Source organism: Pseudomonas yangonensis (genome assembly GCF_009932725.1).
GTDB lineage: Bacteria > Pseudomonadota > Gammaproteobacteria > Pseudomonadales > Pseudomonadaceae > Aquipseudomonas > Aquipseudomonas yangonensis.
On the sequence record NZ_BLJU01000002.1, the window covers coordinates 350,079 to 372,368 of the forward strand.

Consider the following 22,290-nt stretch of genomic DNA (forward strand, 5'->3'; position numbering starts at 1 on the left):
ATACCCTTGCGCCACGAACCAACCAGGACGCTGTGAACCGAACGATGGGTTTTGAACAACTAGCCGAGCTACGTGACCGCCTGCGGGCCGAGAAAAAGCAGGCAGAGCCAGTACAGCAGGCAAAGAGCGAAAGCGCGAAACCGCAAAAGCGCAAGCAACCGCCCAAGGCCAAGGCCCGCGAGCAGGACCCTGCCGTCGAGGCGATCTGGCGCCTGCAGAAGCACTTCCCGCTGGCCTTCCCGGTCAACCCGGCGCCCAAGGTGCCGCTCAAGGAGGGCATTCTCAAGGATGCCGAGCAGCATCTGTCGTTGCTTGGCATCAGCCTCGAGCAACTCAAGCTGGGCATCGCCGCCTGGTGCCGGGGCGGGCGTTACTGGTCGGCCATGACCGAAAATGCACCGCGTCTGGACCTGCAAGGCCAGCCCGTGGGTGTGGTGACGGCAGGGCAGGCGCTGCATGCCCGCCAGCAGGCCAGACGCCAGCGCATGGAGATGCGCCGCAATCAGGCCAAGGCGAAAGCGCCGGCGGCACCGGCGGACGACAAGGCCGAAGCCAGCGTCGCGCAGCCTAGCGCCGAGTAAAGCGTCCGCTGCAGCCTGAGCGTTGCTCAGGCTCTGCTGCGCATCGTGAAGTGCGCTGCATCGGCCTACAATGGCGGCCTCATTCGCGAGGCCGCTTCCGATGCTCGAACTCGATTCCACCCTGGCGCAGCTGATCGTCGACCGCGCCATGGCCATCCTGCCGCACAACATCAACGTGATGGATGCGCAGGGCATGATCATCGGCAGCGGCGACCCCAGTCGCCTGCACACCCGTCATGAAGGCGCCCAACTGGTGCTGGCCAATCGGCGTGTGGTGGAGATCGATGCCCAGGCAGCCGCCTGCCTGCGTGGCGTCAAACCTGGTGTGAACCTGCCCCTGCTGCATGCCGAGCGGCTGATCGGCGTGCTCGGCATCACCGGTGAACCCGAAACCGTACGGCCCTATGCCGAGCTGGTGCGCATGGCCGCGGAAATGCTGGTCGAGCATCGCGTGCTGCAGGCCGAGCGGCATTGGCAGCGGCATCAGCAGGAAGCCTGGTTGCGGCAATTGCTCGACCCGCAACTGCGCCTGACCAGCCTCGAGGTGGACGCCGAGCGCCTGGGCCTGCAGCTCAGCTGGCCGCGACAGATGTGTCTGTTGCAGCTCGATGATCAGGGCGATCCGCTGCCGCGTCAGGCGCGCCTGCTGGCCGCACTCGGCGGCAAGGGCGAGCATCTGGTGGCGCCGCTCGGTCGTCACGAGCTGCTCTGGTGCAGACCTTACAGCGCCGCGCGCGATGACCGTGCCTGGCTGCAGCAGGCCGATGAGCGTGAGTGGGGCGTGCGCTCGCTGGCGCTGAGCGATCCTCTGCATGACCTGACCGAATTGCGCCAGGCCAGTCTGGTGCTGCGTGACCTGCAGGCCTACGGCCAGGCGCGCTTCCCGGAGCGTCGCCTGCTGCGTCTGGACGAGTTGCGCCTACCGACGCTGCTCTACGCCCAGCGTCACAGCTGGTTGCTGCAGGGCTGGCTGGCGCCCTTGCGTCAGGTGCTGGCGCAGGACCCGCAAGGCACGCTGCGAGCGACGCTGGAAGCCTGGTGCGCGCACGATGGTCAGGTGCAGACCTGCGCGCTGGAGCTGGGCATCCACCGCAATACTCTGCGCTATCGCCTGGAGCGCATCGCCGAACTCAGTGGCCTGGATCTCAACCGGCTGGATCAGCGCCTGCAGCTATCCTTGGGGCTGGGGTTGCTGGAGCCCGAGGCGGCCGCTGAAGCGCACAGAGCCAGCTGACGGATAACGTCCTGTGGCTTTGTGCGATTGCACAGCCTGCTGCGCGCTGACTTGGTCGATTTGGTGCTGATGCACAAGGCGAGGGCGGGGCCGCCTGAGCCACAATGTTGCGCTGTCTGCATTTTCCTTCCGGGCCATGCGCCCGCCATAACAACAACGAGGAGACTGGTCATGGGCCTGGTCCTGATTCTGGTGGCATTGATTGCATTCATCGTGCTGTCCACTACCCGTTTGAAACTGCACCCCTTCCTTGCGCTGCTGGCTGCGGCACTGATCGCCGGCTTCGCCTATCAGCTGCCCAGCGGCGAAATCATCAAGACCATGACCGCCGGCTTCGGCGGCATTCTCGGTTACATCGGCATCGTTATCGTGCTCGGCACCATCATTGGCGTCATCCTCGAGCGCAGCGGCGCCGCCATCACCATGGCCGAGACGGTGATCCGCCTGCTGGGCCAGCGCTTCCCCACGCTGACCATGTCGATCATCGGCTACCTGGTGTCGATTCCGGTGTTCTGCGACTCCGGCTACGTCATCCTCAACTCGCTGAAGAACGCTCTGGCGGCGCGCATGAAGGTGTCCGTGGTGGCCATGAGCGTGGCCCTGGCCACCGGTCTGTACGCCACCCATACCTTCGTGCCGCCCACCCCGGGGCCGATCGCCGCTGCCGGCAACCTGGGTCTGGAAACCTCGCTGGGCCTGGTGATCCTGGTCGGCCTGCTGGTCGCTGCGGTCACCGCCGTGGCTGGCATGCTCTGGGCCAACCGCTTCCTCAAGCAGAACGATCAGGCGCTGCTCGAAGAAGCGCCGAGCGAACTGCTCGCCGATGATGTCGATTTCGATGCGCTGCGCGCCCGCTACGGCAAACTGCCGAGCGCCTGGCAGGCGTTTTCGCCGATCTTCGTACCCATCGCGCTGATCTGCCTGGGTTCCATCGCCGCGTTCCCGAGCAAGCCGTTCGGCGAAGGCTCGGCGTTCGATGTGCTGAGCTTCCTCGGTCAGCCGGTCGCCGCGCTGCTGGTCGGTCTGGTGCTGGCCTGCTCGCTGCTCAAGGGTGACGGCAAACGTCAGCAGTTCCACGATCATGTCGCCCACGGCCTGAAAGAGGCTGCGCCAATCCTGTTGATCACCGGCGCTGGTGGCGCCTTCGGTGCCATTCTCAAGGCCACCGCGTTGACCGGCTACCTGGGTGACACTCTGTCGGCGCTGGGCATCGGTCTGTTCATGCCGTTCCTGGTGGCCGCTGCGCTGAAGAGTGCGCAGGGTTCTTCCACCGTGGCTCTGGTCACTACCTCGGCGATGGTGGCGCCGCTGCTGGGCAACCTCGGGCTGGACAGCGAGATGGGCCGGGTGCTGACGGTGATGGCCATCGGTGCCGGTGCCATGACCGTATCTCATGCCAACGACAGCTTCTTCTGGGTCGTGACCCAGTTCAGCCGCATGAAAGTGGCGACCGCTTATCGTGCCCAGACCATGGCGACCCTGATCCAGGGTATCGCGGGTATGGCTGCCGTCTGGCTGCTCAGCCTGGTTCTGCTGTAATCCGCTTGACCGGCAGGCGTCCGCCGGGCGCCTGCCTCCTTTCGAGGTTCCTATCATGAAAATCGTCATCGCTCCCGACTCCTTCAAGGAGAGTCTCAGCGCGCCCGATGTGGCCGCTGCCATCGCCCGCGGCTGGCAGCAGGTGTTTCCTGAGGCCGAATGCCTGCTGCGGCCTATGGCCGACGGCGGCGAGGGTACAGTCGATGCGCTGTTGGCAGCCGTTGGCGGCGAGCGCCGTGAACGCGAAGTGCGCGGCCCCATGGGCGCGCTGGTCAAGGCACATTGGGGCTGGCTGGGGCAGGGCACCGCGGTCATCGAAATGGCGGCGGCCAGCGGTCTGCATTGGGTGCCGCGCGAGCAGCGCGACGCTCGCCTGGCCTGCAGCTTCGGCACTGGCGAACTGATCCGCGAGGCGCTGGATGCCGGCGCCACGCGCATCATTCTCGGCCTGGGCGGCAGCGCCACCAACGATGCCGGTCTCGGCCTGCTGCAGGCGCTGGGCATGCGTTTTCTTGATTCTCGGGGGGATGAGCTGGCGCCCGGCGGTGCGGCTTTGGCGACCCTCGATCAGCTCGATCTGAGCGGTCTTGATGCACGCCTGCTCAAGGTGCAGATCGAGGTTGCCGCCGATGTCGACAATCCCCTGTGTGGGCCGCGCGGCGCTTCTGCCGTGTTTGGTCCACAGAAGGGCGCGACGCCTGAACAGGTCGCCGAGCTCGACAAGGCGCTGGGCCGCTTCGCCCGCATCGCTGCTGCCACGCTGGGCGAGGATCATGCCGAGTTTCCAGGTGTCGGCGCCGCTGGCGGGCTCGGCTTCGCCGCGCGTGCCTTTCTCAAGGCGAGCTTCCGTCCCGGTATCGAGCTGGTAGCCGAACTGTCGGGCCTCGCCGCGGCGGTGGAGAATGCAGATCTGGTGATCACCGGGGAAGGGCGCATGGATGCCCAGACCCTGCACGGCAAGACCCCCGTCGGTGTGGCACGCGTGGCTCGTGCGGCCGGGGTGCCGGTTATCGCCTTGTCCGGTAGCCTGGGCGACAACTATCAGGCGTTGTACGAGGCCGGTATCGAGGCCGCGTTCAGCCTGGCCCCGGGGCCGCTGTCGCTGGAGCAGGCGATGGCCGGCGCGGCAGGTGAGCTGCAGGCCCGTACCACGGACATCGCGCGGCTCTGGCGTCTCGCCCGATCCTGACAGGACGAACCTAGCTGAACTCGGTCTGTCTGACATAAGAATTGTTCAGACTCAGTCGTGACAGTTGCGCGCGCCCGGCGTCTAATGGATCAAGATACCTCTGGAGGAATTGCTATGCGTAAACCTACTCTGCTCATTACCTCTCTGGCCGCGCTGCTGGCCCTTGGCGGCTGTCAGTCCAGCCTGACCGGCGACACCTACAGCCGCGACGAGGCCCGGGCGGTGCAAACGGTACGCATGGGCACCATCGAGTCGCTGCGTCCCGTGAAGATCGAAGGCACCAAGACGCCGATCGGCGCTGGCGCTGGCGCCGTGGTCGGCGGTATCGGTGGCAGCGGCATCGGTGGCGGCCGTGGCAGCGCGGTGATGGCCGTGGTCGGTGCGGTTGCCGGTGGCTTGCTTGGCGCTGCCGCCGAAGAAGGGCTGACCCGCACCCAGGGCGTGGAAATCACCGTGCGCGAAGACGACGGCACCATGCGCGCATACGTGCAGGAAGTCGAGCCGAATCAGGTCTTCCGGGTTGGCGAGCGTGTGCGCATCATGACCGTTAACGGTACCAGTCGCGTCACTCACTGAGTGCTGTAGACGAGCCGGAGCAGTCACGGCTGCTCCGGCTTTTTTGTGTCCGGCTACAGTGGTGAGCGATCATTGGCATGGTCGCAGCCGCCCTGCATGTAACCAAGTGTGTTTAATGATCGTTCAATGCATGACGTTGTGTTGATAGTTATGGATAATCGGCGGTTATGCTTGTGCCGACAACGACTTAGCTGATCCGTTGTGGTGCATGGAATATCACCGTCAGGGAGTTGCGACTCCAGTTCTCGTCGCTGGGCCGCCTGACCCGGCGTGCCTGCATAAGGGGTTTATCCGATGGCGCTTGCGCTGATTGTCGCCTTGCCATTTCTTGGGTTGTTTCTGCCGGTGCTTGCCGACCGGCTTGGACGCTCGGCCTGTGCCGCGGCCACGGCCCTGGCGCCCGTCTTGGCACTGGTGCTGCTGTTCAATCATCGATCGGCGGTGTTCGCCGGTGAGGTGCTGCGGGTCAAGCTGGAGTGGCTGCCGAGCCTGGGCCTGAATCTCAGCCTGCGCCTCGATGGCCTGGGCTTCCTGTTCGCCCTGTTGATTCTCGGCATCGGCCTGCTGGTGATCCTCTACGCGCGCTATTACCTGGCCAAGACCGAGCCGATGGGGCGTTTCTTCGCCTTCCTGCTGCTGTTCATGGGCGCCATGCTGGGTGTGGTGCTGTCGGAAAACCTGCTGCTTATGCTGATGTTCTGGGAGCTGACCAGCCTGTCGTCGTTCCTGCTGATCGGCTTCTGGGGTTCGCGCTCCGATGCCCGCAAGGGCGCGCGCATGGCGCTGGCGATCACCGGCGGCGGTGGTCTGGCGCTGCTCGCCGGTATCCTGCTGATCGGTCACATCGCCGGCAGCTTCGAGCTGTCCCAGGTGCTGGCCGCCGGTTATGCGATCCGGGCGCACGAGCTGTATCCGGTGGCGCTGGTGCTGGTGTTGCTGGGTGTGTTCACCAAGTCGGCGCAATTCCCCTTCCATTTCTGGCTGCCGCACGCCATGGCGGCACCGACGCCGGTATCGGCCTATCTGCACTCGGCAACCATGGTCAAGGCCGGGGTGTTCCTGTTGGCGCGCCTGTACCCGGCGCTGGCCGGTTCCGAGTGGTGGTTCTACATGGTCAGCCTGACCGGACTGGCCACGCTGCTGGTAGGCGCGGGCATGGCGCTGTTCCAGCATGACCTCAAGGGCCTGCTGGCTTATTCGACCATCAGCCACCTGGGCCTGATCACCCTGCTGTTTGGCCTGGATACGCGCCTGGCCGCTGTGGCCGCGGTGTTCCACATCATCAACCACGCCACCTTCAAGGCCTCGCTGTTCATGGCAGCGGGCATCATCGACCACGAAACCGGCAGCCGGGACATGCGGCGTATCAACGGGTTGTGGAAGTACATGCCGCATACGGCGGTGCTGGCGATGGTGGCGGCTTCGGCCATGGCCGGTGTACCGCTGCTCAACGGCTTTCTGAGCAAGGAAATGTTCTTCACCGAAACCCTGCACCAGCACCTGCTGGGCGGGTTCAACTGGGTGATTCCGGCTGCCGCGACCCTGGCTGGCGTGTTCTCGGTAGCTTATTCGCTGCGTTTCATCCACGACGTGTTCTTCAACGGCGAGCCGATCGATCTGCCCAAGTACCCGCCGCACGAACCGCCGCGCTACATGAAGGTGCCGGTGGAGGTGCTGGTTTTCCTCTGTCTGCTGGTGGGCGTGGTGCCGGCCTATACGGTGGCACCGCTGCTGGCCGCCGCCGCTGCCTCGACGTTGGGCGGCGAGTTGCCCGAATACAGCCTGGCGATCTGGCATGGCTTCAACCTGCCGCTGATCATGAGCCTCGTCGCCCTGTTTGGCGGGATCATCGTATACGCCTGCCGCAAACCGCTGTTCCGTTGGTATGAAGGTTTGCCGAATCTGGACGCCAAGGATGCCTTCGATCAGGTGGTGCGTTACATGACCCGCCTGTCCGTGCGTATCACCAAACTGCTGGAAAGTGGCTCGCTGCAGCGCTACCTGGCCTGGATGCTCGGCAGTGCCCTGACTCTGGTGGTAGTCGCCCTGTCGCCGCTGGAACAACTGACCGGCAGTGTGGCCATGACACCAATCGATCCGCTGACCGTCACCGGCATGCTGATTCTGATGGTGACCGCAGTGCTCACCGTGGTCTTCCATCGTCGTCGCCTGGTGGCCCTGATGATCCTCAGCGCCGCCGGCCTGATGGTGGCACTGGCCTTCGCTCGTTTCTCCGCCCCGGACCTGGCGCTGACCCAGCTGTCGGTGGAGGTGGTGACCATCATCTTGCTGATACTTATCCTGTACTTCATGAACGACCGCACCCCGGCCGAGTCCAGCAGCCTGCGCGGTTTGCGCGACCTGGTCCTGGCGCTGGGCAGCGGTACCATGGTGGCGATGCTGACCTACGCCGTGCTCACCCGTCCTTATCAGAGCATCTCGTCGTTCTTCCTTGAAAACAGCGTCTCCGGCGGTGGTGGCACCAATGTGGTCAACGTGATCCTGGTGGACTTCCGCGGCTTCGATACCCTGGGCGAAATCACCGTGCTGGCCATCGCTGCCATCGGCATCTATGCGCTGCTGCATGGCCTGCGCCTGCCGCATACGACCCACGACAAGAACGGGCGGCCGTGGTCGACCGATGCCCATCCGCTGATCCTCGACAACCTGGCGCGCGCGATGCTGCCAATGGCGCTGCTGATCTCGGCGTTCATCTTCCTGCGTGGTCACAACCTGCCCGGAGGCGGTTTCATCGCAGGTCTGATCACCTCGGTGGCGCTGATCCTGCAGTACATCTCTCATGGCGTGGCCTGGACCCAGCAGCGCCTGAAGTTCAGCTATCACGCCACCGCCGGCTGGGGCGTACTGATCGCCGGGCTGACCGGTCTCGGCAGTTGGGCGTTCGGCTCGCCGTTCCTGACTTCGGCGTTCGGCCATTTCCATATTCCGCTGATTGGCGAAATCGAACTGGCCACCGCCATCCTCTTCGATCTTGGGGTGTACCTGGCCGTCGTCGGCGCCACCCTGCTGATTCTTTCCAACATCGGCCATGTCAGTCAGGACGAGTCGTACAAGGAGGTCATCTGATATGGAGGCAGTATTCGCGATCACCCTCGGAGTGCTGACTGCCAGCGGCGTCTACCTGCTGCTTCGCGCCCGTATCTTCCCGGTGGTGATGGGACTGACCCTGATCTCCTATGCGGTCAACCTGTTCATCTTCGCCATGGGCCGTCTCGGTACCGGCGTGCCAGCGGTGATCGGCAAAAGCGCCGAGTACGGTGATCCGCTGCCGCAGGCGCTGGTGCTGACCGCGATCGTCATCGGCTTCGCCATGACCGCTTTCGTCGTAGTGCTGGCCCTGCGTGGCCTGGGTGAGTTGAAAACCGATCACGTCGATGGCGAGGAGCCGCGCGCATGAGTCACGCCATCATCCTCCCCATTCTTCTGCCGCTGTTCTTTGGCGCGCTGCTGCTGGTCGGCCACGGTTGGTCGCGCGAGATCAGACGAGGCATTTCCCTGGTGGGCTGCCTGGCGCTGCTGCCAGTGGGGATATATCTGGTGACGCTGGCCGGGGCAGGGCAGCTGCAGGTTTACGCCCTTGGCAATTGGGCGGCGCCGTTCGGCATCATGCTATTGCTCGACCGGCTCAACGCTGCACTGCTGCTGGTCACCGCGCTACTTGCAAGCCTGGCGCTGATCTACGCCTGCCGTGGCGAAGACGAGCGCGGGCCGAACTTCCATGCGTTGTTCCAGTTCCAGTTGCTGGGCATCAACGGCGCCTTCCTGACCGCGGACCTATTCAACCTGTTCGTGTTCTTCGAGGTTCTGCTGATTTCCTCCTATGCGCTGTTGCTGCACGGCAACCGCGCCAATCAGGTCAGGGCCGGCGTGCATTACGTGGTGCTCAACCTGCTGGGCTCATCGTTCTTCCTGATCGGCGTTAGCCTGCTATACGGTCTGACCGGGACTCTGAACATGCCGGACCTGGCCGCGCGCGTAGCCAGCGTTGATGTCGCCGATGCGCCGCTGATCAAGGCCGCCGCCTACCTGTTGCTGATCGTCTTCGGCCTCAAGGCCGCCGTGTTGCCGCTGTGCTTCTGGCTGCCGCGCGCCTACGCCGCGGCGCCCGCTTCGGTGGCCGCCTTGTTCGCCATCATGACCAAGGTCGGTTTTTACGCCATCGTCCGCGTATTCACTCTGGTGTTCGGTGAACAGGCCGGGCCGCTGGCCAATCTCGGCCATGAGTTGCTCTGGTGGCTGGCGCTGCCGACCATCGCCTTTGGCGTCATTGGTGCCCTGGGTGCACGACAGCTGCAGGCCCTGCTGGCTTATCTGGTGGTGGTTTCGGTGGGCACCCTGTTGGCCGGCTTCGCCATTGGCAACGCCGCTGCACTGAGTGCTGCGCTCTACTACATGCTGCACAGCACGCTGATCAGCGGTGCGTTGTTCCTGCTCGCCGGCCTGGTGGTGGCCCAGCGTGACAGCGCAGGCGGTGATCTGCAGCAGGAGCGTGTGTTGCGTCAGCCGCTGTTGCTGGGCTGCATGTTCTTCTTCGCATCCATCTCCGTCGCCGGGTTGCCTCCATTCTCCGGTTTCTTCGGCAAGCTGTTGCTGCTGCGTGCGGCCGAGCCTGGCTGGCAGGCCTGGAGTCTGTGGCCGGTGGTGCTGATCGGCGGCTTGCTGACCCTGGTTGCGTTGAGCCGTGCCGGTACCAGTCTGTTCTGGCTGGGTCACGGCGCGGACGCAGCGCCTTCCAGAGCCGAGCCTACTGATCGCATCAGCCTGTTTGCCACGCTTGGTCTGTTGCTGGCCAGCCCGCTGCTGCTGATCGCTGCCAAACCGATCCTGGCTTATCTGGAGGCCGCTGCGGCGCAATTGCTCGATCTGCAACCTTACCTGTCGATCATCGCCGGAGGTGCAGCATGAGACGTTTCTTCCCTCACCCACGGATGATGCTGGTTCTGATGGTGCTCTGGCTGCTGCTGGTCAACACCCTCAATCTGGGGCATATCCTGCTCGGGGCGTTCCTTGCCTGGTCCATCGTACATCTGTGCAGCGACTTCCTGCTGCACGTGCCCAGGGTGCGCAAGCCGCTGGGGCTGCTGCTGTTCATTGGCAAGGTGTTCTACGACATCGTGGTGGCCAACCTGCAGGTGGTGAAGCTGGTATTGGGCCCGAAATCGCGCCTGAAGCCGGCATTCGTCGAGGTACCGGTAGAGATCGAGGACGAGTTCGTCCTGTCGACCCTGGCCTGCATCATCTCGCTGACGCCCGGTACGGTCTCTGCCAGCCTCAGCTCCGATCACAAGACGCTGCTGGTGCACGGGCTCGACGTGCCGGATCGCGACGAGCTGGTCGCGGCCGTCAAGAGCCGTTATGAAACGCCGCTGCTGGAGATTTTCGAATGCTCGAAAACGTAGTCTTCCTGTGCATGGGCATCCTCACGCTGGCGATGCTGCTCAATGTCGCGCGCCTGGTCGAAGGGCCGAGCGTGGTCGACCGGGTGCTGGCCCTGGATACCCTTTACATCAACGCGCTCGCGCTGATCATGCTGTTCGGCATCTGGCTGGCATCGGATCTGTTCTTCGAGGCCGCACTGCTGATCGCGGTAATGGGCTTCGTCGGCACGGTCGCGGTGGGTAAACACCTGCTGCACGGCGACATCATCGATTAAGGGGAAATGACCATGCCGTTCTGGCTGGAACTGTTGATTTGCGTCTGTCTGATCCTGGGCAGCCTGTTCGCCCTGGTCGGCGCCATTGGCCTGTATCGCCTGCCGGACTTCTTCACCCGTCTGCATGGCCCGACCAAGGCCACCACGCTGGGTGTCGGCGGTACGCTGATCGCCTCGATGCTGTTCTTCGCCCACCACACCGGCAGCCTCAGCCTGCACGAGCTACTGATCACGCTGTTTTTGTTCCTCACCGCTCCGGTCAGCGCACACATCCTGTCCAAGGCGGCAATGCAGAAGAAGCTCGAACTGTTCGAGCAGACCCGTGGCCAGCCGTGGGACGATGATCACTGATCCACTGTCAGTCGTTTCTCGTCCCTGGCTGTAACTGTCGCCAGGCGTTCGCCCGCCCTAGACTGCATCCTTTGAGCAAAGGACGCGCTGCGTCAGGGAGTCAGGAGCATGAGCGAGCTGGTCATTCGTCAGGCCGTTGTCGAGGACATCGAGGCGCTCTGCGCTTTGATTCTCGAGCATGGCCCCAACCCCTGGAATCATCTGCCCGAAGTCGAGGTTCGCCAGCACCTGCTGGGGATCGCGGCGAGCACAACGCTGGCCGTGTTGGCCGAGGAGCAGGGGCAATTGCTGGGGTTCGTCAGCTATCGTCTGACCGAGGATTTCGCTGCTCACCAACCCGCTGCGCGTGCCGGGCAGCTGCACGGCTATATCTGTGAGGCTGTGGTGCATCGCGACTGCTCGGGTCGCGGACTTGGCGCTCAGCTGCTCACGGTGGCAGTGCAGGATCTCTGGCGACTGGGTGTGCGCGATGTCTATATCGATCGCCACGAAGAGAACGCCGCCTCGGCAGGCATGATGCGCAAGGCCGGTTTCACCGAGCTGCTGACTTATCCCGACCCAGCCCGGCGCCCCCATGGTTCGGGACGTTCAACGCTTTGCCGTATACGCCGTGATGAAGATTGACGAGGCGGCGCCGGCTTCAGGATCGCGAATGAATTCGCGTCTACAGAAGGCGCCGGTGTTGCGGCACACGCCTGACCGGTAGGAGCGGATTTATCCGCGATAAGGCCGGACACGCTCGTCAGAAAGTTGAATCAGGGGCCGGAAGCCGACCCCTGTGCGTGCAGGGGTTAGCGATCCAGAGCGAGCATGTCCTTGGCCACTGCCTCCGCCACGCGGATGCCGTCGACCCCGGCTGAAAGAATGCCGCCAGCGTAGCCCGCGCCTTCGCCGGCGGGGTACAGGCCCTTGAGGTTCAGGCTCTGCAGATCGTCGCCACGGGTGATGCGCACCGGCGAGGAGGTGCGCGTTTCGATGCCGGTGAGCACCGCATCGGCCAGGTCGAAACCCTTGATCTGCTTGCCGAAGGCCGGCAGCGCCTCGCGGATGGCTTCGATGGCGAAGTCCGGCAGCGATGGCGCCAGATCGCCCAGTTTTACCCCCGGCTTGTAGGAGGGCTGCACCTCGCCCAGAGCGGTGGACGGTTTGCCTGCAATGAAATCGCCCACCAGTTGCCCGGGCGCCTCGTAGTTGCGTCCGCCGAGCACGTAAGCGTGGGATTCCAGACGCTCCTGCAGCTCCACGCCGGCCAGCGGGCCGCCCGGGTAGTCCTGCTCGGGGGTGATACCAACGACGATACCGGCGTTGGCGTTGCGTTCGTTGCGCGAATACTGGCTCATGCCGTTGGTCACCACGCGTTCCGGTTCGGAGGTGGCGGCGACCACGGTGCCACCCGGACACATGCAGAAGCTGTATACCGAACGGCCATTGCTGGCGTGGTGCACCAGCTTGTAGTCGGCGGCGCCGAGCTTCGGATGGCCGGCGTACTTGCCCAGGCGCGCTCGGTCGATCAGCGACTGCGGGTGCTCGATGCGGAAACCCACCGAGAAGGGCTTGGCTTCCAGGTAAACGCCACGGGCATGAAGCATGCGGAAGGTGTCGCGCGAGCTGTGGCCGAGGGCAAGGATCACGTGGCGGCTGTTGAGCTGCTCGCCGCTTTCCAGCACCACGCCGGTAAGCTGGCCGTCTTCCATCAGCAGGTCGCTGACGCGCTGCTGGAAGCGCACCTCGCCGCCGAGGGCCTTGATCTCCTCGCGCATGGTGGCAACCACGCCGGTGAGGCGGAAGGTACCGATATGCGGCTTGCTGACGTACAGAATCTCGTCCGGCGCGCCGGCCTTGACGAACTCTTCCAGCACCTTGCGCCCGTAGTGGTTGGGGTCCTTGATCTGGCTGTACAGCTTGCCGTCGGAGAAGGTGCCGGCGCCGCCTTCGCCGAACTGCACGTTGGAGGTCGGGTCGAGCACGTTCTTGCGCCACAGCCCCCAGGTGTCCTTGGTGCGCTGGCGCACTTCCTTGCCGCGCTCCAGCACGATGGGGCGCAGGCCGGCCTGGGCCAGGATCAGCGCGGCGAAGATGCCGCAGGGGCCGAAGCCGACCACGATGGGGCGCTCGTCCAGCGGCGCCTCGGCCTTGCCCACCGGCTTGTAGGTGATGTCCGGCGCCGGGCCGACATGCTTGTCACCGCTCAGGCGCGCCAGCAGCGCCGCTTCGTCTTTCACCTCGCAATCGATGGTGTAGATGAACGGCATATCGCCGTACTTCTTGCGCGCATCGTAGCTGCGCTTGAACACGCTGAAGGCCAGCAGGTCGGCATCGGCGATACCCAGGCGCTGGACGATGGCCGGACGCAGGGCCTCGTCGGCATGGTCGAGGGGCAGTTTCAGTTCGGTCAGGCGAAGCATGGCAGTGTCCTGGTTGGCCGGTGGTGATCCGGCAAGGTGAAGAAGGGCGGCGATTGTACGGGATTCAGGGGGCGAAAGGGGCCGCCGCGTCAGCGGCCGTAGCCGTGCAGATCAGGCCTTGCGGACGATTGCTGCGCCACGCCGCTGTGTTCAGCTTCTTTCCAGCGCGCGGCCTCGCACGAACATCAGGGCAGCGCCGGCCAGCGTTGCAGTGCAGGCATAGAGAATCACCGCCTTTGCACCAAACCCGTCGATAATCAGCCCGCCGAGCACCGCACCTGTGGCAATGGCCACCTGAAAGGTCGAGGACAGCAGCGCGCCCGCGCTTTCGGCGTGATCGGCAGCTGCCCGCGCATTCCAAACGGAGATCGACACCGGGAAGGCCCCGAAGGCGAAGCCCCAGAGCGCGGTCGCCACGAACGCGACATTCACTTCGGCACCGAATAGCACCAATGCAAGCGCCACGAGGGTGATCAGGAACGAGCAGCTGGCCACCGCCCACGCCGGGCTGCGCGCGGCGACGACGCCCCCGATCAGGTTGCCGAAAAAACCGCAGACACCGAATGCCAGCAGGGTCAGCGACACGGTGCCGACGTCCAGACGCGGCACCTCCTCCAGAAAGGGGCGGATGAAGGTCAGCGCTGCGAAGTGCCCGGAAATGACCAGCAGACCGGTGATCAGGCCGATGACCACCGCGCGGCGCGACAATGCGGCCTTGAACGAAGCCAGACCAGGCGCAGCAGCAGACGGCAGTCGGGGCAGCGTCAGCATCTGGATTGCCAGCGCCGCCACGCCAATCCCCGAGGCCGCGAGGAAGGTCATGCGCCAGCCCCACAGATCACCCAGGAAGGCTCCCAGCGGTGCGGCAAATACCGTGGCGAAGGATATCCCCATGAGGATGATCGAGATGGCTTTCGGCACCTTGTCGGGCGGCACCAGGCGCAGGGCCAACGCGGTCATCATCGCCCAGAAACTGCCAAGGGCGAAGCCCAGCAGGCCGCGGGCGATCAGCAGGATGGCGACGCTCGAGGCGTAGGCCGAGAGGACGCTGGAAAGCACCAGCACCACCATCAAGCCCCAGACGATCTTCTGGCGATCCAGCCGGCCGGCGCATAGCACCATGAGCGGGCCGGCAAATGCCGCGACCACTGCTGTCGCGGTTATGGCCTGGCCTACGACGCCGTTGGAGGCACCCAGCTCGGTCGCCATGGGCGTGAGCAGGCTGATCGGCAAAAACTCCGCGGTCACCAGCCCGAAGGCTCCCAGGGCCAGCGACACGACGGCCCACCATGCGGCGGGCGGGGAGCTGGGTTGGTCGGCGGCCGTTGAGGCGGGCTGAGGCATGTAGAAATCCTTGCTGTTCATCTCGCGCCGGGGCTTGGAGGAGCTGTCCCGACGCGAGCGACTCTGTGAAGAGGGTGTCAGACGACACGGTAGACACGCCCGCAGTTCGCCGGGCGATGCGCGCAACTTGCCGGGGGCGGTAAAGGGGCGGGCGAGGTTCAGTTGCGCATGGCACCGAAGTGCGCGCAGCCGCGCAGCACCTGGCCATCGAGACGCAGTTCGGCACTGAGGTGATTGACCGCGCCGCTCATGCCGTCGACGCAACGCTGCGGGGCGACCCACAGATCGAGGCGCTGGCCGTTGGCTTCGCTGCTGTAGTTGAGGCGGCCATCCGGCATTTGCTCTTCCAGGTAGGGCAGGGCCAGCGGCTCGTGATCGGGGCGGTTGAGGACCAGGCCCTTGCTGCCGACTTCCAGTTGCCAGAACGGTTCGTTGCCACTGGCGCGCAGGGCCAGGCGCTTGAAGTTGAGATCGTCACAGCCGTGTCCTTCACCTTGCAGGCGATAGATCTGGCTGACCTCGAAGCGACCGTCGTTGCCTTTGCCCTGGCTGCCACCCAAATGACCGCCGAGGTCGACGAACAGGCTGGAATGGCCATCGCTGCCGAGTCGCGTGACCTCCCGCTCGATACCGGTACCGTCGCCATCGACCAGCACGAAGCGGCGCTGTTCCTGACAGGGCATGAACACCAACTGGCCATTCTCGACCTGTACCTGACCCTGCAGGCGGGTGGCCGGAGGCGGCCCTTCCGGTTTGCCGGTGTAGACCTGGCAGGCGGCCAGAAGCGGGAGTAGGGCGACGCTAGTGAGCAGGGAGCGGGTGATGGACATGGGTCTCTCCAAATACGAGCGGCCACCATAGCCACAGCGCGCCCCTGGCTCAAGCCGTTTGCTTTGACTGAGCCTGGCGAGTGCGGCCTAATTCGCCCGTCCGGTTCGATCGAGCAGCCTCTGCAATGCCCAACCCCCTCATGCGCCCCAGTACCCTTCATCTGCCACAGGGCGACTGGGCCACGGTACTCGATTGCCTGTGCGATCACTTTCCCGCCATCGACCGCGCTACCTGGCAGGAACGTATGGCGCGCGGCCGGGTGCTGGATGCGGCCGGCACGCCCATCGATGCCACGCATCCCTACCGGGTCGGGCTCAAGGTGCGCTATTTCCGTGAGGTGCCGAACGAGACGCCGATTCCCTTCCTCGAACAGGTGCTATGGCAGGACAAGCACCTGCTGGTTGCCGACAAGCCGCATTTTCTGCCGGTAATGCCGGCAGGCGAATATGTCGAGCAGACCCTGCTGGCTCGCCTGATCAAGCGCACCGGCAATCCGGACCTGGTCCCGATCCATCGCATCGACAGGCTCACCGCCGGCCTGGTGCTGTTCTCGGTCAACCCGGCCAGTCGCGGCCAGTACCAGGCGCTGTTTCGCCAGCGTGCGGTGGAAAAGCGCTACGAAGCTATCGCTCCGGCGTTGCCGCAGTTGCAGTTTCCCTACCTGCACCGTTCGCGCATGGTCGATGGCGAGCCCTTCTTTCGCATGCAGGAAGTCGCGGGCGAGACCAATAGCGAAACCCGAATCGAGGTGCTGGAGCGGCGCGGTGGCCTATGGCGTTACGGCCTGTCGCCGGTGACGGGGCGCAAGCATCAGCTGCGCGTGCATCTGGCCGGTCTAGGCGCGCCCATCGTCGGCGACGATTTCTATCCGCAGTTGCTGGAGTCGCGCAACCTGCCGGATGACTACAGCAAGCCACTCAAGCTGCTGGCGCGCGGCCTGCGCTTCGTCGATCCGCTTAGCGGGCAGAGGCGCGAGTTCGAAAGCGAACTGCTGTTGCAGTGGTAGCCCTGGTGCGCATGGCGCACCCTATGGCTGTGGGAGGGGCTCAGCCGCGCGCTTTTTCCTTGCCACACAGCCAGGCGTGCAAAAAAAGCCCGCACATGGCGGGCTAAGCGTGGCGCTTGCACCAGAGCTTGAATAAGGGTTCGGCGAGGAACATCACCAAGAACAGCCGTAGCACCTGCAGGGCGGTGACCAGCGCCACCGACAGTTGCAACGCTTCGGCGGTCAGGCAGAGCTCGGTGATACCGCCGGGCATCATGCCCAGCATCAGCGACAGGTGATCTTCGCCGGCCAGCCAGCCGAGCACCTCGCCGAGACCGGCAGCGGCCAGCATCGCCAGCAGGGTGAACAGCAAGACGCGGGCGAGGAAGCCCGGTGCGCTGCGGAAGAAGGCGCGGTCGAAGTGGCAGCCCAGGGCGCAGCCAATCAACCACTGGCCGAGCTGGCCCATGCCTTGCGGCAGGCCCAGATGCAGGTCGAAGCCGGCGCTGGCTGCGGCGCAGACGACCAGTGGACCGAGCATCCAGGGGTTCGGCTGTTTCAGGCGCCCCCAGAGCACCGCCAGTGCGGCGCCGGCGGCGAGCAGGCCGATCAGCCAGGTCCAGTCCACGGGTGCGCGAGGTGGTGCGCTGACATCGGGCAGGCCCCAGGTGAACAGCGCCGGAATCAGCAGCACCACCAGCAGCAGACGCAGACTGTGCGCTGCGGCCACGCGGGCTGGTTGGGCATCGTGACGCAGGGCCAGGTTGACCATCTCACTGGCGCCGCCAGGCATGCTGGCGAAGAAGGCGGTGGCGCGGTCGACGCCGGCACGGCGCAGGGTGGCGATACCGATCAGGCTGAGCAGCAGCGTGCCGAAGGCGCCCATGACGATGACCGGCAGATGGCTGAGCACCTGTTCCAGCACATCACTGGTGAAGTGCAGGCCGATGCCGCTGGCTACCAGCCATTGACCGGCCTTGCGCCCGCCCGGCAGCTCAGTGAAGGCGCGGTTGGCCAGGCAGCGTACGGCGATCACTGCCAGCAACGAGCCCACCATCCACGGCAAAGGCCAGCCGGCGAGGCTGGCCATGTAACCGCCAGCCACTCCGGCCAGCGGTGTTACCCACAGATCACGCGGCAGCGGCATCAGCCTGAGCCTTGATCTGCTTGCGCCGACGCATCCAGCGGATGCCCGGCAGGGCCAGCATCAATGCCACCAGCGCCCACAGGACCAACGTGATCGGGCTGCCCCAGAGGATGCCCAGGTCACCGGCGGAAATCGATAGCGCGCGGCGCAGGTTGTCTTCCATCAGCTCGCCGAGTACGAAGCCCAGGATCAGCGCCGACAGGGGGAAGTCCAGCTTGCGCAGGATGTAGCCGAACACGCCGAGGACGATCATCAGCACCAGGTCGAAGGTGGTGCTGTGCACCGCATAGACGCCGACCATGCTGACCACGGTGATCGCCGGCACCAGCACCCAGTTCGGCACGCTGAGCATGCGCGAGAACAGGCCGACCATGGGGATGTTCATCACCAGCAGGATGACGTTGCCGATGAACAGCGAGGCGATCAGGCCCCAGACTACGTCCGGCTGCTGTTCGAACAGCAGCGGGCCGGGAGTGATGTTGTACAGCGTCAGCGCGCCGATCATCACCGCCGTGGTGCCCGAACCCGGCACGCCGAGGGTCAGCATGGGAATCAGCGAGCCGCAGGCCGAGGCGTTGTTGGCGGCTTCCGGAGCGGCCAGGCCGCGCAGGTCGCCGTCACCGAAGCGGCCCTTGTTGCCGGCCAGACGCTTCTCGGTCATGTAGGTCATGGCGCTGGCGATGGTTGCGCCGGCACCGGGCAGGGTGCCGATGACGAAGCCCGCCAGGGCGCTGCGGATCATGGTCCAGAAGGTCAGGCAGAACTCCTTGAAGTTGAACAGCAGGCGCCCGCTGGCCTTCACCGCTTTCTGACCGCCATGGGTCTTTTCCAGCATCAGCAGGATCTCGCTGACGCTGAAGAAGCCGATCACCACGATGACGAACTGGATGCCATCGGACAGGCTGACGCTGTCGAAGGTAAAGCGATACACCCCGGTGGTCGAGTCGACGCCGACCGTGGCCAGGGCCAGGCCGATCAGCGCGGCCATCAGGGTCTTGACCGGCTTGTCGCCGACCATGCCGCCGAGGCAGGCGATGGCGAATACCATCAGCACGAAATATTCGGCAGGGCCGAAGGCCACCGCCCATTTCGCCAGCAGCGGGGCGAACAGCACCACGCCACAGGTGGCGATGATGCTGCCGACGAAGGAGCTGACTGCAGACAGCGACAGGGCGATGCCGGCCTTGCCCTGACGGGCCAGCGGGTAGCCGTCCAGGGTGGTCATGATGGCGGCGGCGTCGCCTGGTACGTTGAGCAGGATGGCCGAGATACGACCGCCATACTCGCAGCCCAGGTACACGGCAGCGAGCAGGATCAGTGCGGTTTCCGGCGGCAGGCCGAGGGCAAAGGCCAGAGGCAGCAGCAGCGCTACGCCGTTGATCGGGCCAAGACCGGGCAGCAGGCCGACCACGGTGCCGACGAAGGCGCCGAACAGCGCTACCAGCAGGTTGGTCGGCCTGGTGGCGACGTCGAAGCCCTGCATGAGGAAGTTAAGGGTATCCATTTCAGCTCTCCACGAAGGCTTCAAGCAGGCCGAGCGGCAGCGGCACGTCCAGAAGAAGATCGAACAAAACGTAAAGCAGCACACCCATCAGCACGGCACTGATGGCGCAGGGCAGTAGGCGACCGGTGAACAGCAGGCCAAGGGCGAAGGTGGCCAGGGCCGTGCTGATGACGAAGCCGAGCAGCTCGAAGGTCAGCGCATAGGCCAGCAGCACCACGACGCACAGTGCGCTGCGTAATGCAGTCGGGATGTCCAGGCGTTGCGCCAGCATGCCGGGCTTGTAGATCAGCCACAGGCTGCCGGCGCCCATCAGGGCCAGGAGCAGCAGCGGATAGGCGCGCGGACCGACCGGGTCATAGGCGAAGGGCGCCTGGAAACCCCAGGCAACGACAGCGAGCCAGGCACACAGCAGCAGCCAGATCGCGGAGAACAGGCGAACGTACATGGAGATTTACCTCGGGAACGTCGGCCGCCGAATGGCGGCCGAGCGCGGATTACGCGGGAGTGTTACTGCACCAGACCGAACTCGCCGGCCAGCGCCTTGTATTCCTCCACCTGCTTGTGGACGAAGGCATCGAGTTCCTCGCCGGTGAGCGACAATGGGAACAGATCACGCTGTTCGCGCAGGGCGGCGAAATCATCACGGGCGAGCATCTGATCGAACTGCTCTTTCCACCAGTTGAACTGCTCGTCGCTGACCTGCGGGCCCATGTAGAAACCACGGATCACCGGCCAGCTGATATCGAAGCCCTGCTCCTTGGCAGTCGGGATATCGGCCAGCTTGCCCGGCAGACGCTCGTCGGACAGCACGGCGAGGATGCGCACCTTGCCGGCGGCCAGTTGCGGGGTGACTTCGCCGAGGCCGCTGGAGGTGACCTGCACATGGCCGCCGAGCATGGCGGTAAGGGTTTCACCGCCGCCTTCGAAGGCCACATAGCGCAGCGACTGCGGATCGATACCGGCTGCGCGGGCGATCAGCGCGGTCTGCATCCAGTCCTGGCCCCCGATGGTGGCACCGGCACCGAATACCACGCTGGCCGGGTCTTTCTTCAGAGCCTCGACCAGTTCGTTGAGGTTCTTCCACGGGGCGTCTTCACGTACGGTGATGGCGCCGTAGTCGGTGCCGATGGCGGCCAGCCAGCGTACGGCGTTTTCGTCGTAGCGGCCGAACTTGCCCTGAGCCAGGTTGAGCAGGGAGCCCGAGGAGAAGGCGGTGATGGTGCCCGGATCCTTGGCGCGCTGGGCGACCACGGCATTGTAGGCCACGGCTCCGACGCCGCCCGGCATGTAGGTGACGCGCATCGGCGCCTTGAGCAGGCCGGTATCCTTCAGGCCGCTCTGGGCCAGCTTGCAGGTCAGGTCGAAGCCGCCGCCGGGTTTGGCCGGGGCGATGCATTCAGGGCGCTTGGGTTCGGCAGCCAGCAACTGGCCGGCAAAGGCCAGGCAGGCAGTCGCCAGTGCGGCACGGGTCAGGACAGATTTCATGATGGTTTCCTCGTGAGTCTTGTTGTTGTTTACCAGATGGGCAGCGTGTAGCCGACGATGACACGGTTCTCGTCCGCATCGCGGGCGAAGTCGGAGCGGAAGCTGGCGTTGCGTAGTCGTACGTAGAGGTCCTTGAGTGGGCCGCTCTGGACCACGTACTTGAGCTCGATATCGCGCTCCCATTCGCCGCCACGGTCGTCGGAGCCGGCGATACGCGCATCGTCACCACGGATGTAGCGGGTCATGAAGGTCAGGCCGGGAACGCCGATGCCGGCGAAGTTGTAATCGTAGCGAGCCTGCCAGGAACGCTCGTCGGCGTTGGCGAAATCGTTGATCTGCACGAAGTTGATCAGGAAAGGATCGCTGCCGTCGATGTAGGCGAAACCGGTGTCGCCGCTCATGTCCTGGAAGCCCAGGCCAACCTTGTGGTTGCCCAGGCCGTAACTGACCATGGCGTTGAAAGCCTGGTTGTCGACCTTGCCGGCGTTGGCCGCGCCGCTGTCGCGGCTGACGATGTAGCGCAGGTCGCTGCTCAGGGTACCGGCGCCAAGCTTGTGGCTGGTGAGCAGGCCGAAGAAGTGCTGGCGGTAGATGTCATCGAGATCGGCGAAGTAGTAACGGCCGGTCAGGCCGGGCGCGAACTTGTAATCGAAGCCGGCGAGGTCGAGGTGGTCGGCTTCGACGCCGGAGGCAAAGCGGCGATTCTTGGCGTTGAGCACCATCTCTTCGGAATTGGTCGAGGCGCGGTCGATGACCTTGTCCAGGCGGCCGCCGGTGAAGGTCAGGCCTTCGAGTTCGGAGGAGGTCAGCAGGCCGCCCTCAAACACCTGCGGCAGCAGACGGCTGTCGCTGGCCTTGACCACCGGCAGTTCCGGCACATGCGAGCCGTAGCGCAGCTCGGTGGCGGAGATTTTCACCTTGGCGGTGGCACTCAGGCGGCTGAATTCGTCGGGGGTGCCGCCATCATCCTGCACAGGCAGCAGGTCGGTGCCGGTGCGGCCCTTGCCCGAATCGAGCTTGATACCGAGCAGGCCCATTGCATCGACACCGAAGCCAACGGTGCCTTCGGTGTAGCCGGACTTCACGTCGAGCCAAAGACCCTGGCCCCATTCTTCGCGCTTGTTCTGGCCATCGAACTGGCGGAAGTCACGGTTGAGATAGATGTTGGTAGCAGTGAGGCTGGCGCTGCTGTCCTCGATGAAGGCCGCGTTGGCGAAGGGGGCAGCGCCGGTGGCGGCGATTGCCAGGCAGAGCAGGCGTACAGGCGGCAGGGCCTGACGTGAGGCTGCGAGCATCTTGTGGTCTCCGTTTTTGTTCTTGTCGCCACCTGGCACCACTGCCAGGCGGCTTGAGCAGGTGGTTCGAGCCACCTTCGATCGATGCTATGAGGGCAAGCTTTCACTAGGCTTTCATGGCAAAAAGTTTTTCAGCGCCGGCGGCGAGGG

At 64.7% G+C, this 22,290-nt stretch carries 21 protein-coding genes; 13 read left to right on the forward strand and 8 right to left on the reverse strand.

Annotation, left to right across the window (positions count from 1 at the left end; translation table 11 throughout):
- Positions 1-44 precede the first annotated feature (44 nt).
- From GYB81_RS03315 to GYB81_RS03370, 12 genes are all read left to right on the forward strand, one after another.
- Positions 45-581 (forward strand): ProQ/FinO family protein, encoded by a 537-nt coding sequence (locus tag GYB81_RS03315; RefSeq protein WP_161864390.1) that lies wholly within the window; start codon positions 45-47, stop codon positions 579-581.
- 100 nt (positions 582-681) lie between these two features.
- Complete coding sequence (locus GYB81_RS03320; RefSeq protein ID WP_161864389.1) at positions 682-1,815, forward strand: sugar diacid recognition domain-containing protein; 1,134 nt, start codon at positions 682-684, stop codon at positions 1,813-1,815.
- Positions 1,816-1,986: 171 nt separating this feature from the next.
- On the forward strand, positions 1,987-3,354 hold the full coding sequence (locus GYB81_RS03325; protein ID WP_161864388.1) for a GntP family permease: 1,368 nt from the start codon (positions 1,987-1,989) through the stop codon (positions 3,352-3,354).
- 55 nt (positions 3,355-3,409) lie between these two features.
- Positions 3,410-4,543 carry a glycerate kinase gene (locus GYB81_RS03330; RefSeq protein WP_161864387.1) on the forward strand — a complete coding sequence of 378 codons (1,134 nt, stop codon included), beginning with the start codon at positions 3,410-3,412 and terminating at the stop codon, positions 4,541-4,543.
- A gap of 114 nt (positions 4,544-4,657) precedes the next feature.
- The gene (locus tag GYB81_RS03335) at positions 4,658-5,119 is read left to right on the forward strand and encodes an outer membrane lipoprotein (protein ID WP_024307411.1); all 462 of its coding nucleotides are present in this window, start codon (positions 4,658-4,660) and stop codon (positions 5,117-5,119) included.
- Positions 5,120-5,413: 294 nt separating this feature from the next.
- Positions 5,414-8,206 carry a monovalent cation/H+ antiporter subunit A gene (locus tag GYB81_RS03340; protein WP_161864386.1) on the forward strand — a complete coding sequence of 931 codons (2,793 nt, stop codon included), beginning with the start codon at positions 5,414-5,416 and terminating at the stop codon, positions 8,204-8,206.
- A gap of 1 nt (position 8,207) precedes the next feature.
- Entirely contained in the window at positions 8,208-8,537 is a 330-nt protein-coding gene (locus tag GYB81_RS03345) for a Na+/H+ antiporter subunit C (protein WP_024307413.1), read from the forward strand.
- Positions 8,534-10,045, forward strand: coding sequence for a monovalent cation/H+ antiporter subunit D (locus GYB81_RS03350; RefSeq protein WP_161864385.1), 1,512 nt, complete (start codon positions 8,534-8,536; stop codon positions 10,043-10,045). Before GYB81_RS03345 ends, GYB81_RS03350 begins: the two co-directional genes overlap by 4 nt.
- Entirely contained in the window at positions 10,042-10,539 is a 498-nt protein-coding gene (locus GYB81_RS03355; RefSeq protein ID WP_161864384.1) for a Na+/H+ antiporter subunit E, read from the forward strand. The genes GYB81_RS03350 and GYB81_RS03355 overlap by 4 nt, the downstream gene beginning before the upstream one ends.
- A complete protein-coding gene (locus GYB81_RS03360; protein WP_161864383.1) occupies positions 10,524-10,793 on the forward strand; it encodes a K+/H+ antiporter subunit F in 270 nt (89 codons plus the stop codon). Before GYB81_RS03355 ends, GYB81_RS03360 begins: the two co-directional genes overlap by 16 nt.
- Before the next feature lie 12 nt (positions 10,794-10,805).
- Entirely contained in the window at positions 10,806-11,144 is a 339-nt protein-coding gene (locus tag GYB81_RS03365; RefSeq protein ID WP_161864382.1) for a Na+/H+ antiporter subunit G, read from the forward strand.
- Between the two features lie 108 nt (positions 11,145-11,252).
- A complete protein-coding gene (locus GYB81_RS03370; protein ID WP_161864381.1) occupies positions 11,253-11,768 on the forward strand; it encodes a GNAT family N-acetyltransferase in 516 nt (171 codons plus the stop codon).
- 167 nt (positions 11,769-11,935) lie between these two features.
- Here GYB81_RS03370 and GYB81_RS03375 read toward each other — a convergent pair whose 3' ends face one another.
- The 3 genes from GYB81_RS03375 to GYB81_RS03385 all read right to left on the reverse strand — a co-directional run bounded on the left by GYB81_RS03375 (position 11,936) and on the right by GYB81_RS03385 (position 15,723).
- Positions 11,936-13,549, reverse strand: a complete 1,614-nt coding sequence (locus GYB81_RS03375; RefSeq protein ID WP_161864380.1) for an NAD(P)/FAD-dependent oxidoreductase — start codon at positions 13,547-13,549, stop codon at positions 11,936-11,938.
- Between the two features lie 150 nt (positions 13,550-13,699).
- Positions 13,700-14,914: an MFS transporter gene (locus GYB81_RS03380; RefSeq protein WP_233787473.1), complete on the reverse strand. Its 1,215-nt coding sequence runs from the start codon at positions 14,912-14,914 to the stop codon at positions 13,700-13,702.
- 137 nt (positions 14,915-15,051) lie between these two features.
- Complete coding sequence (locus GYB81_RS03385; RefSeq protein WP_161864379.1) at positions 15,052-15,723, reverse strand: COG3650 family protein; 672 nt, start codon at positions 15,721-15,723, stop codon at positions 15,052-15,054.
- A gap of 125 nt (positions 15,724-15,848) precedes the next feature.
- On the opposite strand from GYB81_RS03385, the gene GYB81_RS03390 reads away from it, so the two are divergent.
- Positions 15,849-16,730 (forward strand): RluA family pseudouridine synthase, encoded by an 882-nt coding sequence (locus tag GYB81_RS03390; RefSeq protein ID WP_161864378.1) that lies wholly within the window; start codon positions 15,849-15,851, stop codon positions 16,728-16,730.
- 103 nt (positions 16,731-16,833) lie between these two features.
- On the opposite strand, the gene GYB81_RS03395 is transcribed toward GYB81_RS03390, so the two are convergent.
- From GYB81_RS03395 to GYB81_RS03415, 5 genes are all read right to left on the reverse strand, one after another.
- On the reverse strand, positions 16,834-17,856 hold the full coding sequence (locus GYB81_RS03395) for an AbrB family transcriptional regulator (RefSeq protein ID WP_161866606.1): 1,023 nt from the start codon (positions 17,854-17,856) through the stop codon (positions 16,834-16,836).
- Entirely contained in the window at positions 17,840-19,360 is a 1,521-nt protein-coding gene (locus tag GYB81_RS03400) for a tripartite tricarboxylate transporter permease (RefSeq protein WP_161866605.1), read from the reverse strand. Before GYB81_RS03400 ends, GYB81_RS03395 begins: the two co-directional genes overlap by 17 nt.
- A gap of 1 nt (position 19,361) precedes the next feature.
- Complete coding sequence (locus GYB81_RS03405) at positions 19,362-19,805, reverse strand: tripartite tricarboxylate transporter TctB family protein (protein WP_161866604.1); 444 nt, start codon at positions 19,803-19,805, stop codon at positions 19,362-19,364.
- A gap of 62 nt (positions 19,806-19,867) precedes the next feature.
- On the reverse strand, positions 19,868-20,845 hold the full coding sequence (locus tag GYB81_RS03410) for a Bug family tripartite tricarboxylate transporter substrate binding protein (RefSeq protein WP_161866603.1): 978 nt from the start codon (positions 20,843-20,845) through the stop codon (positions 19,868-19,870).
- Positions 20,846-20,874: 29 nt separating this feature from the next.
- Positions 20,875-22,140, reverse strand: coding sequence for an OprD family porin (locus GYB81_RS03415; protein ID WP_161866602.1), 1,266 nt, complete (start codon positions 22,138-22,140; stop codon positions 20,875-20,877).
- Positions 22,141-22,290: the final 150 nt, after the last annotated feature.

Bases quoted from the DNA above. Each gene is read 5' to 3' on its own strand.
- GYB81_RS03375 (WP_161864380.1), bottom strand. From the start codon at position 13,549: ATGCTTCGCCTGACCGAACTGAAACTGCCCCTCGACCATGCCGACGAG.
- GYB81_RS03320 (WP_161864389.1), top strand. From the start codon at position 682: ATGCTCGAACTCGATTCCACCCTGGCGCAGCTGATCGTCGACCGCGCC.
- GYB81_RS03400 (WP_161866605.1), bottom strand. From the start codon at position 19,360: ATGGATACCCTTAACTTCCTCATGCAGGGCTTCGACGTCGCCACCAGG.
- GYB81_RS03325 (WP_161864388.1), top strand. From the start codon at position 1,987: ATGGGCCTGGTCCTGATTCTGGTGGCATTGATTGCATTCATCGTGCTG.
- GYB81_RS03345 (WP_024307413.1), top strand. From the start codon at position 8,208: ATGGAGGCAGTATTCGCGATCACCCTCGGAGTGCTGACTGCCAGCGGC.
- GYB81_RS03405 (WP_161866604.1), bottom strand. From the start codon at position 19,805: ATGTACGTTCGCCTGTTCTCCGCGATCTGGCTGCTGCTGTGTGCCTGG.
- GYB81_RS03415 (WP_161866602.1), bottom strand. From the start codon at position 22,140: ATGCTCGCAGCCTCACGTCAGGCCCTGCCGCCTGTACGCCTGCTCTGC.
- GYB81_RS03390 (WP_161864378.1), top strand. From the start codon at position 15,849: ATGCCCAACCCCCTCATGCGCCCCAGTACCCTTCATCTGCCACAGGGC.
- GYB81_RS03385 (WP_161864379.1), bottom strand. From the start codon at position 15,723: ATGTCCATCACCCGCTCCCTGCTCACTAGCGTCGCCCTACTCCCGCTT.
- GYB81_RS03370 (WP_161864381.1), top strand. From the start codon at position 11,253: ATGAGCGAGCTGGTCATTCGTCAGGCCGTTGTCGAGGACATCGAGGCG.
- GYB81_RS03350 (WP_161864385.1), top strand. From the start codon at position 8,534: ATGAGTCACGCCATCATCCTCCCCATTCTTCTGCCGCTGTTCTTTGGC.
- GYB81_RS03410 (WP_161866603.1), bottom strand. From the start codon at position 20,845: ATGAAATCTGTCCTGACCCGTGCCGCACTGGCGACTGCCTGCCTGGCC.
- GYB81_RS03340 (WP_161864386.1), top strand. From the start codon at position 5,414: ATGGCGCTTGCGCTGATTGTCGCCTTGCCATTTCTTGGGTTGTTTCTG.
- GYB81_RS03355 (WP_161864384.1), top strand. From the start codon at position 10,042: ATGAGACGTTTCTTCCCTCACCCACGGATGATGCTGGTTCTGATGGTG.
- GYB81_RS03335 (WP_024307411.1), top strand. From the start codon at position 4,658: ATGCGTAAACCTACTCTGCTCATTACCTCTCTGGCCGCGCTGCTGGCC.
- GYB81_RS03395 (WP_161866606.1), bottom strand. From the start codon at position 17,856: ATGCCGCTGCCGCGTGATCTGTGGGTAACACCGCTGGCCGGAGTGGCT.
- GYB81_RS03365 (WP_161864382.1), top strand. From the start codon at position 10,806: ATGCCGTTCTGGCTGGAACTGTTGATTTGCGTCTGTCTGATCCTGGGC.
- GYB81_RS03315 (WP_161864390.1), top strand. From the start codon at position 45: ATGGGTTTTGAACAACTAGCCGAGCTACGTGACCGCCTGCGGGCCGAG.
- GYB81_RS03380 (WP_233787473.1), bottom strand. From the start codon at position 14,914: ATGAACAGCAAGGATTTCTACATGCCTCAGCCCGCCTCAACGGCCGCC.
- GYB81_RS03330 (WP_161864387.1), top strand. From the start codon at position 3,410: ATGAAAATCGTCATCGCTCCCGACTCCTTCAAGGAGAGTCTCAGCGCG.
- GYB81_RS03360 (WP_161864383.1), top strand. From the start codon at position 10,524: ATGCTCGAAAACGTAGTCTTCCTGTGCATGGGCATCCTCACGCTGGCG.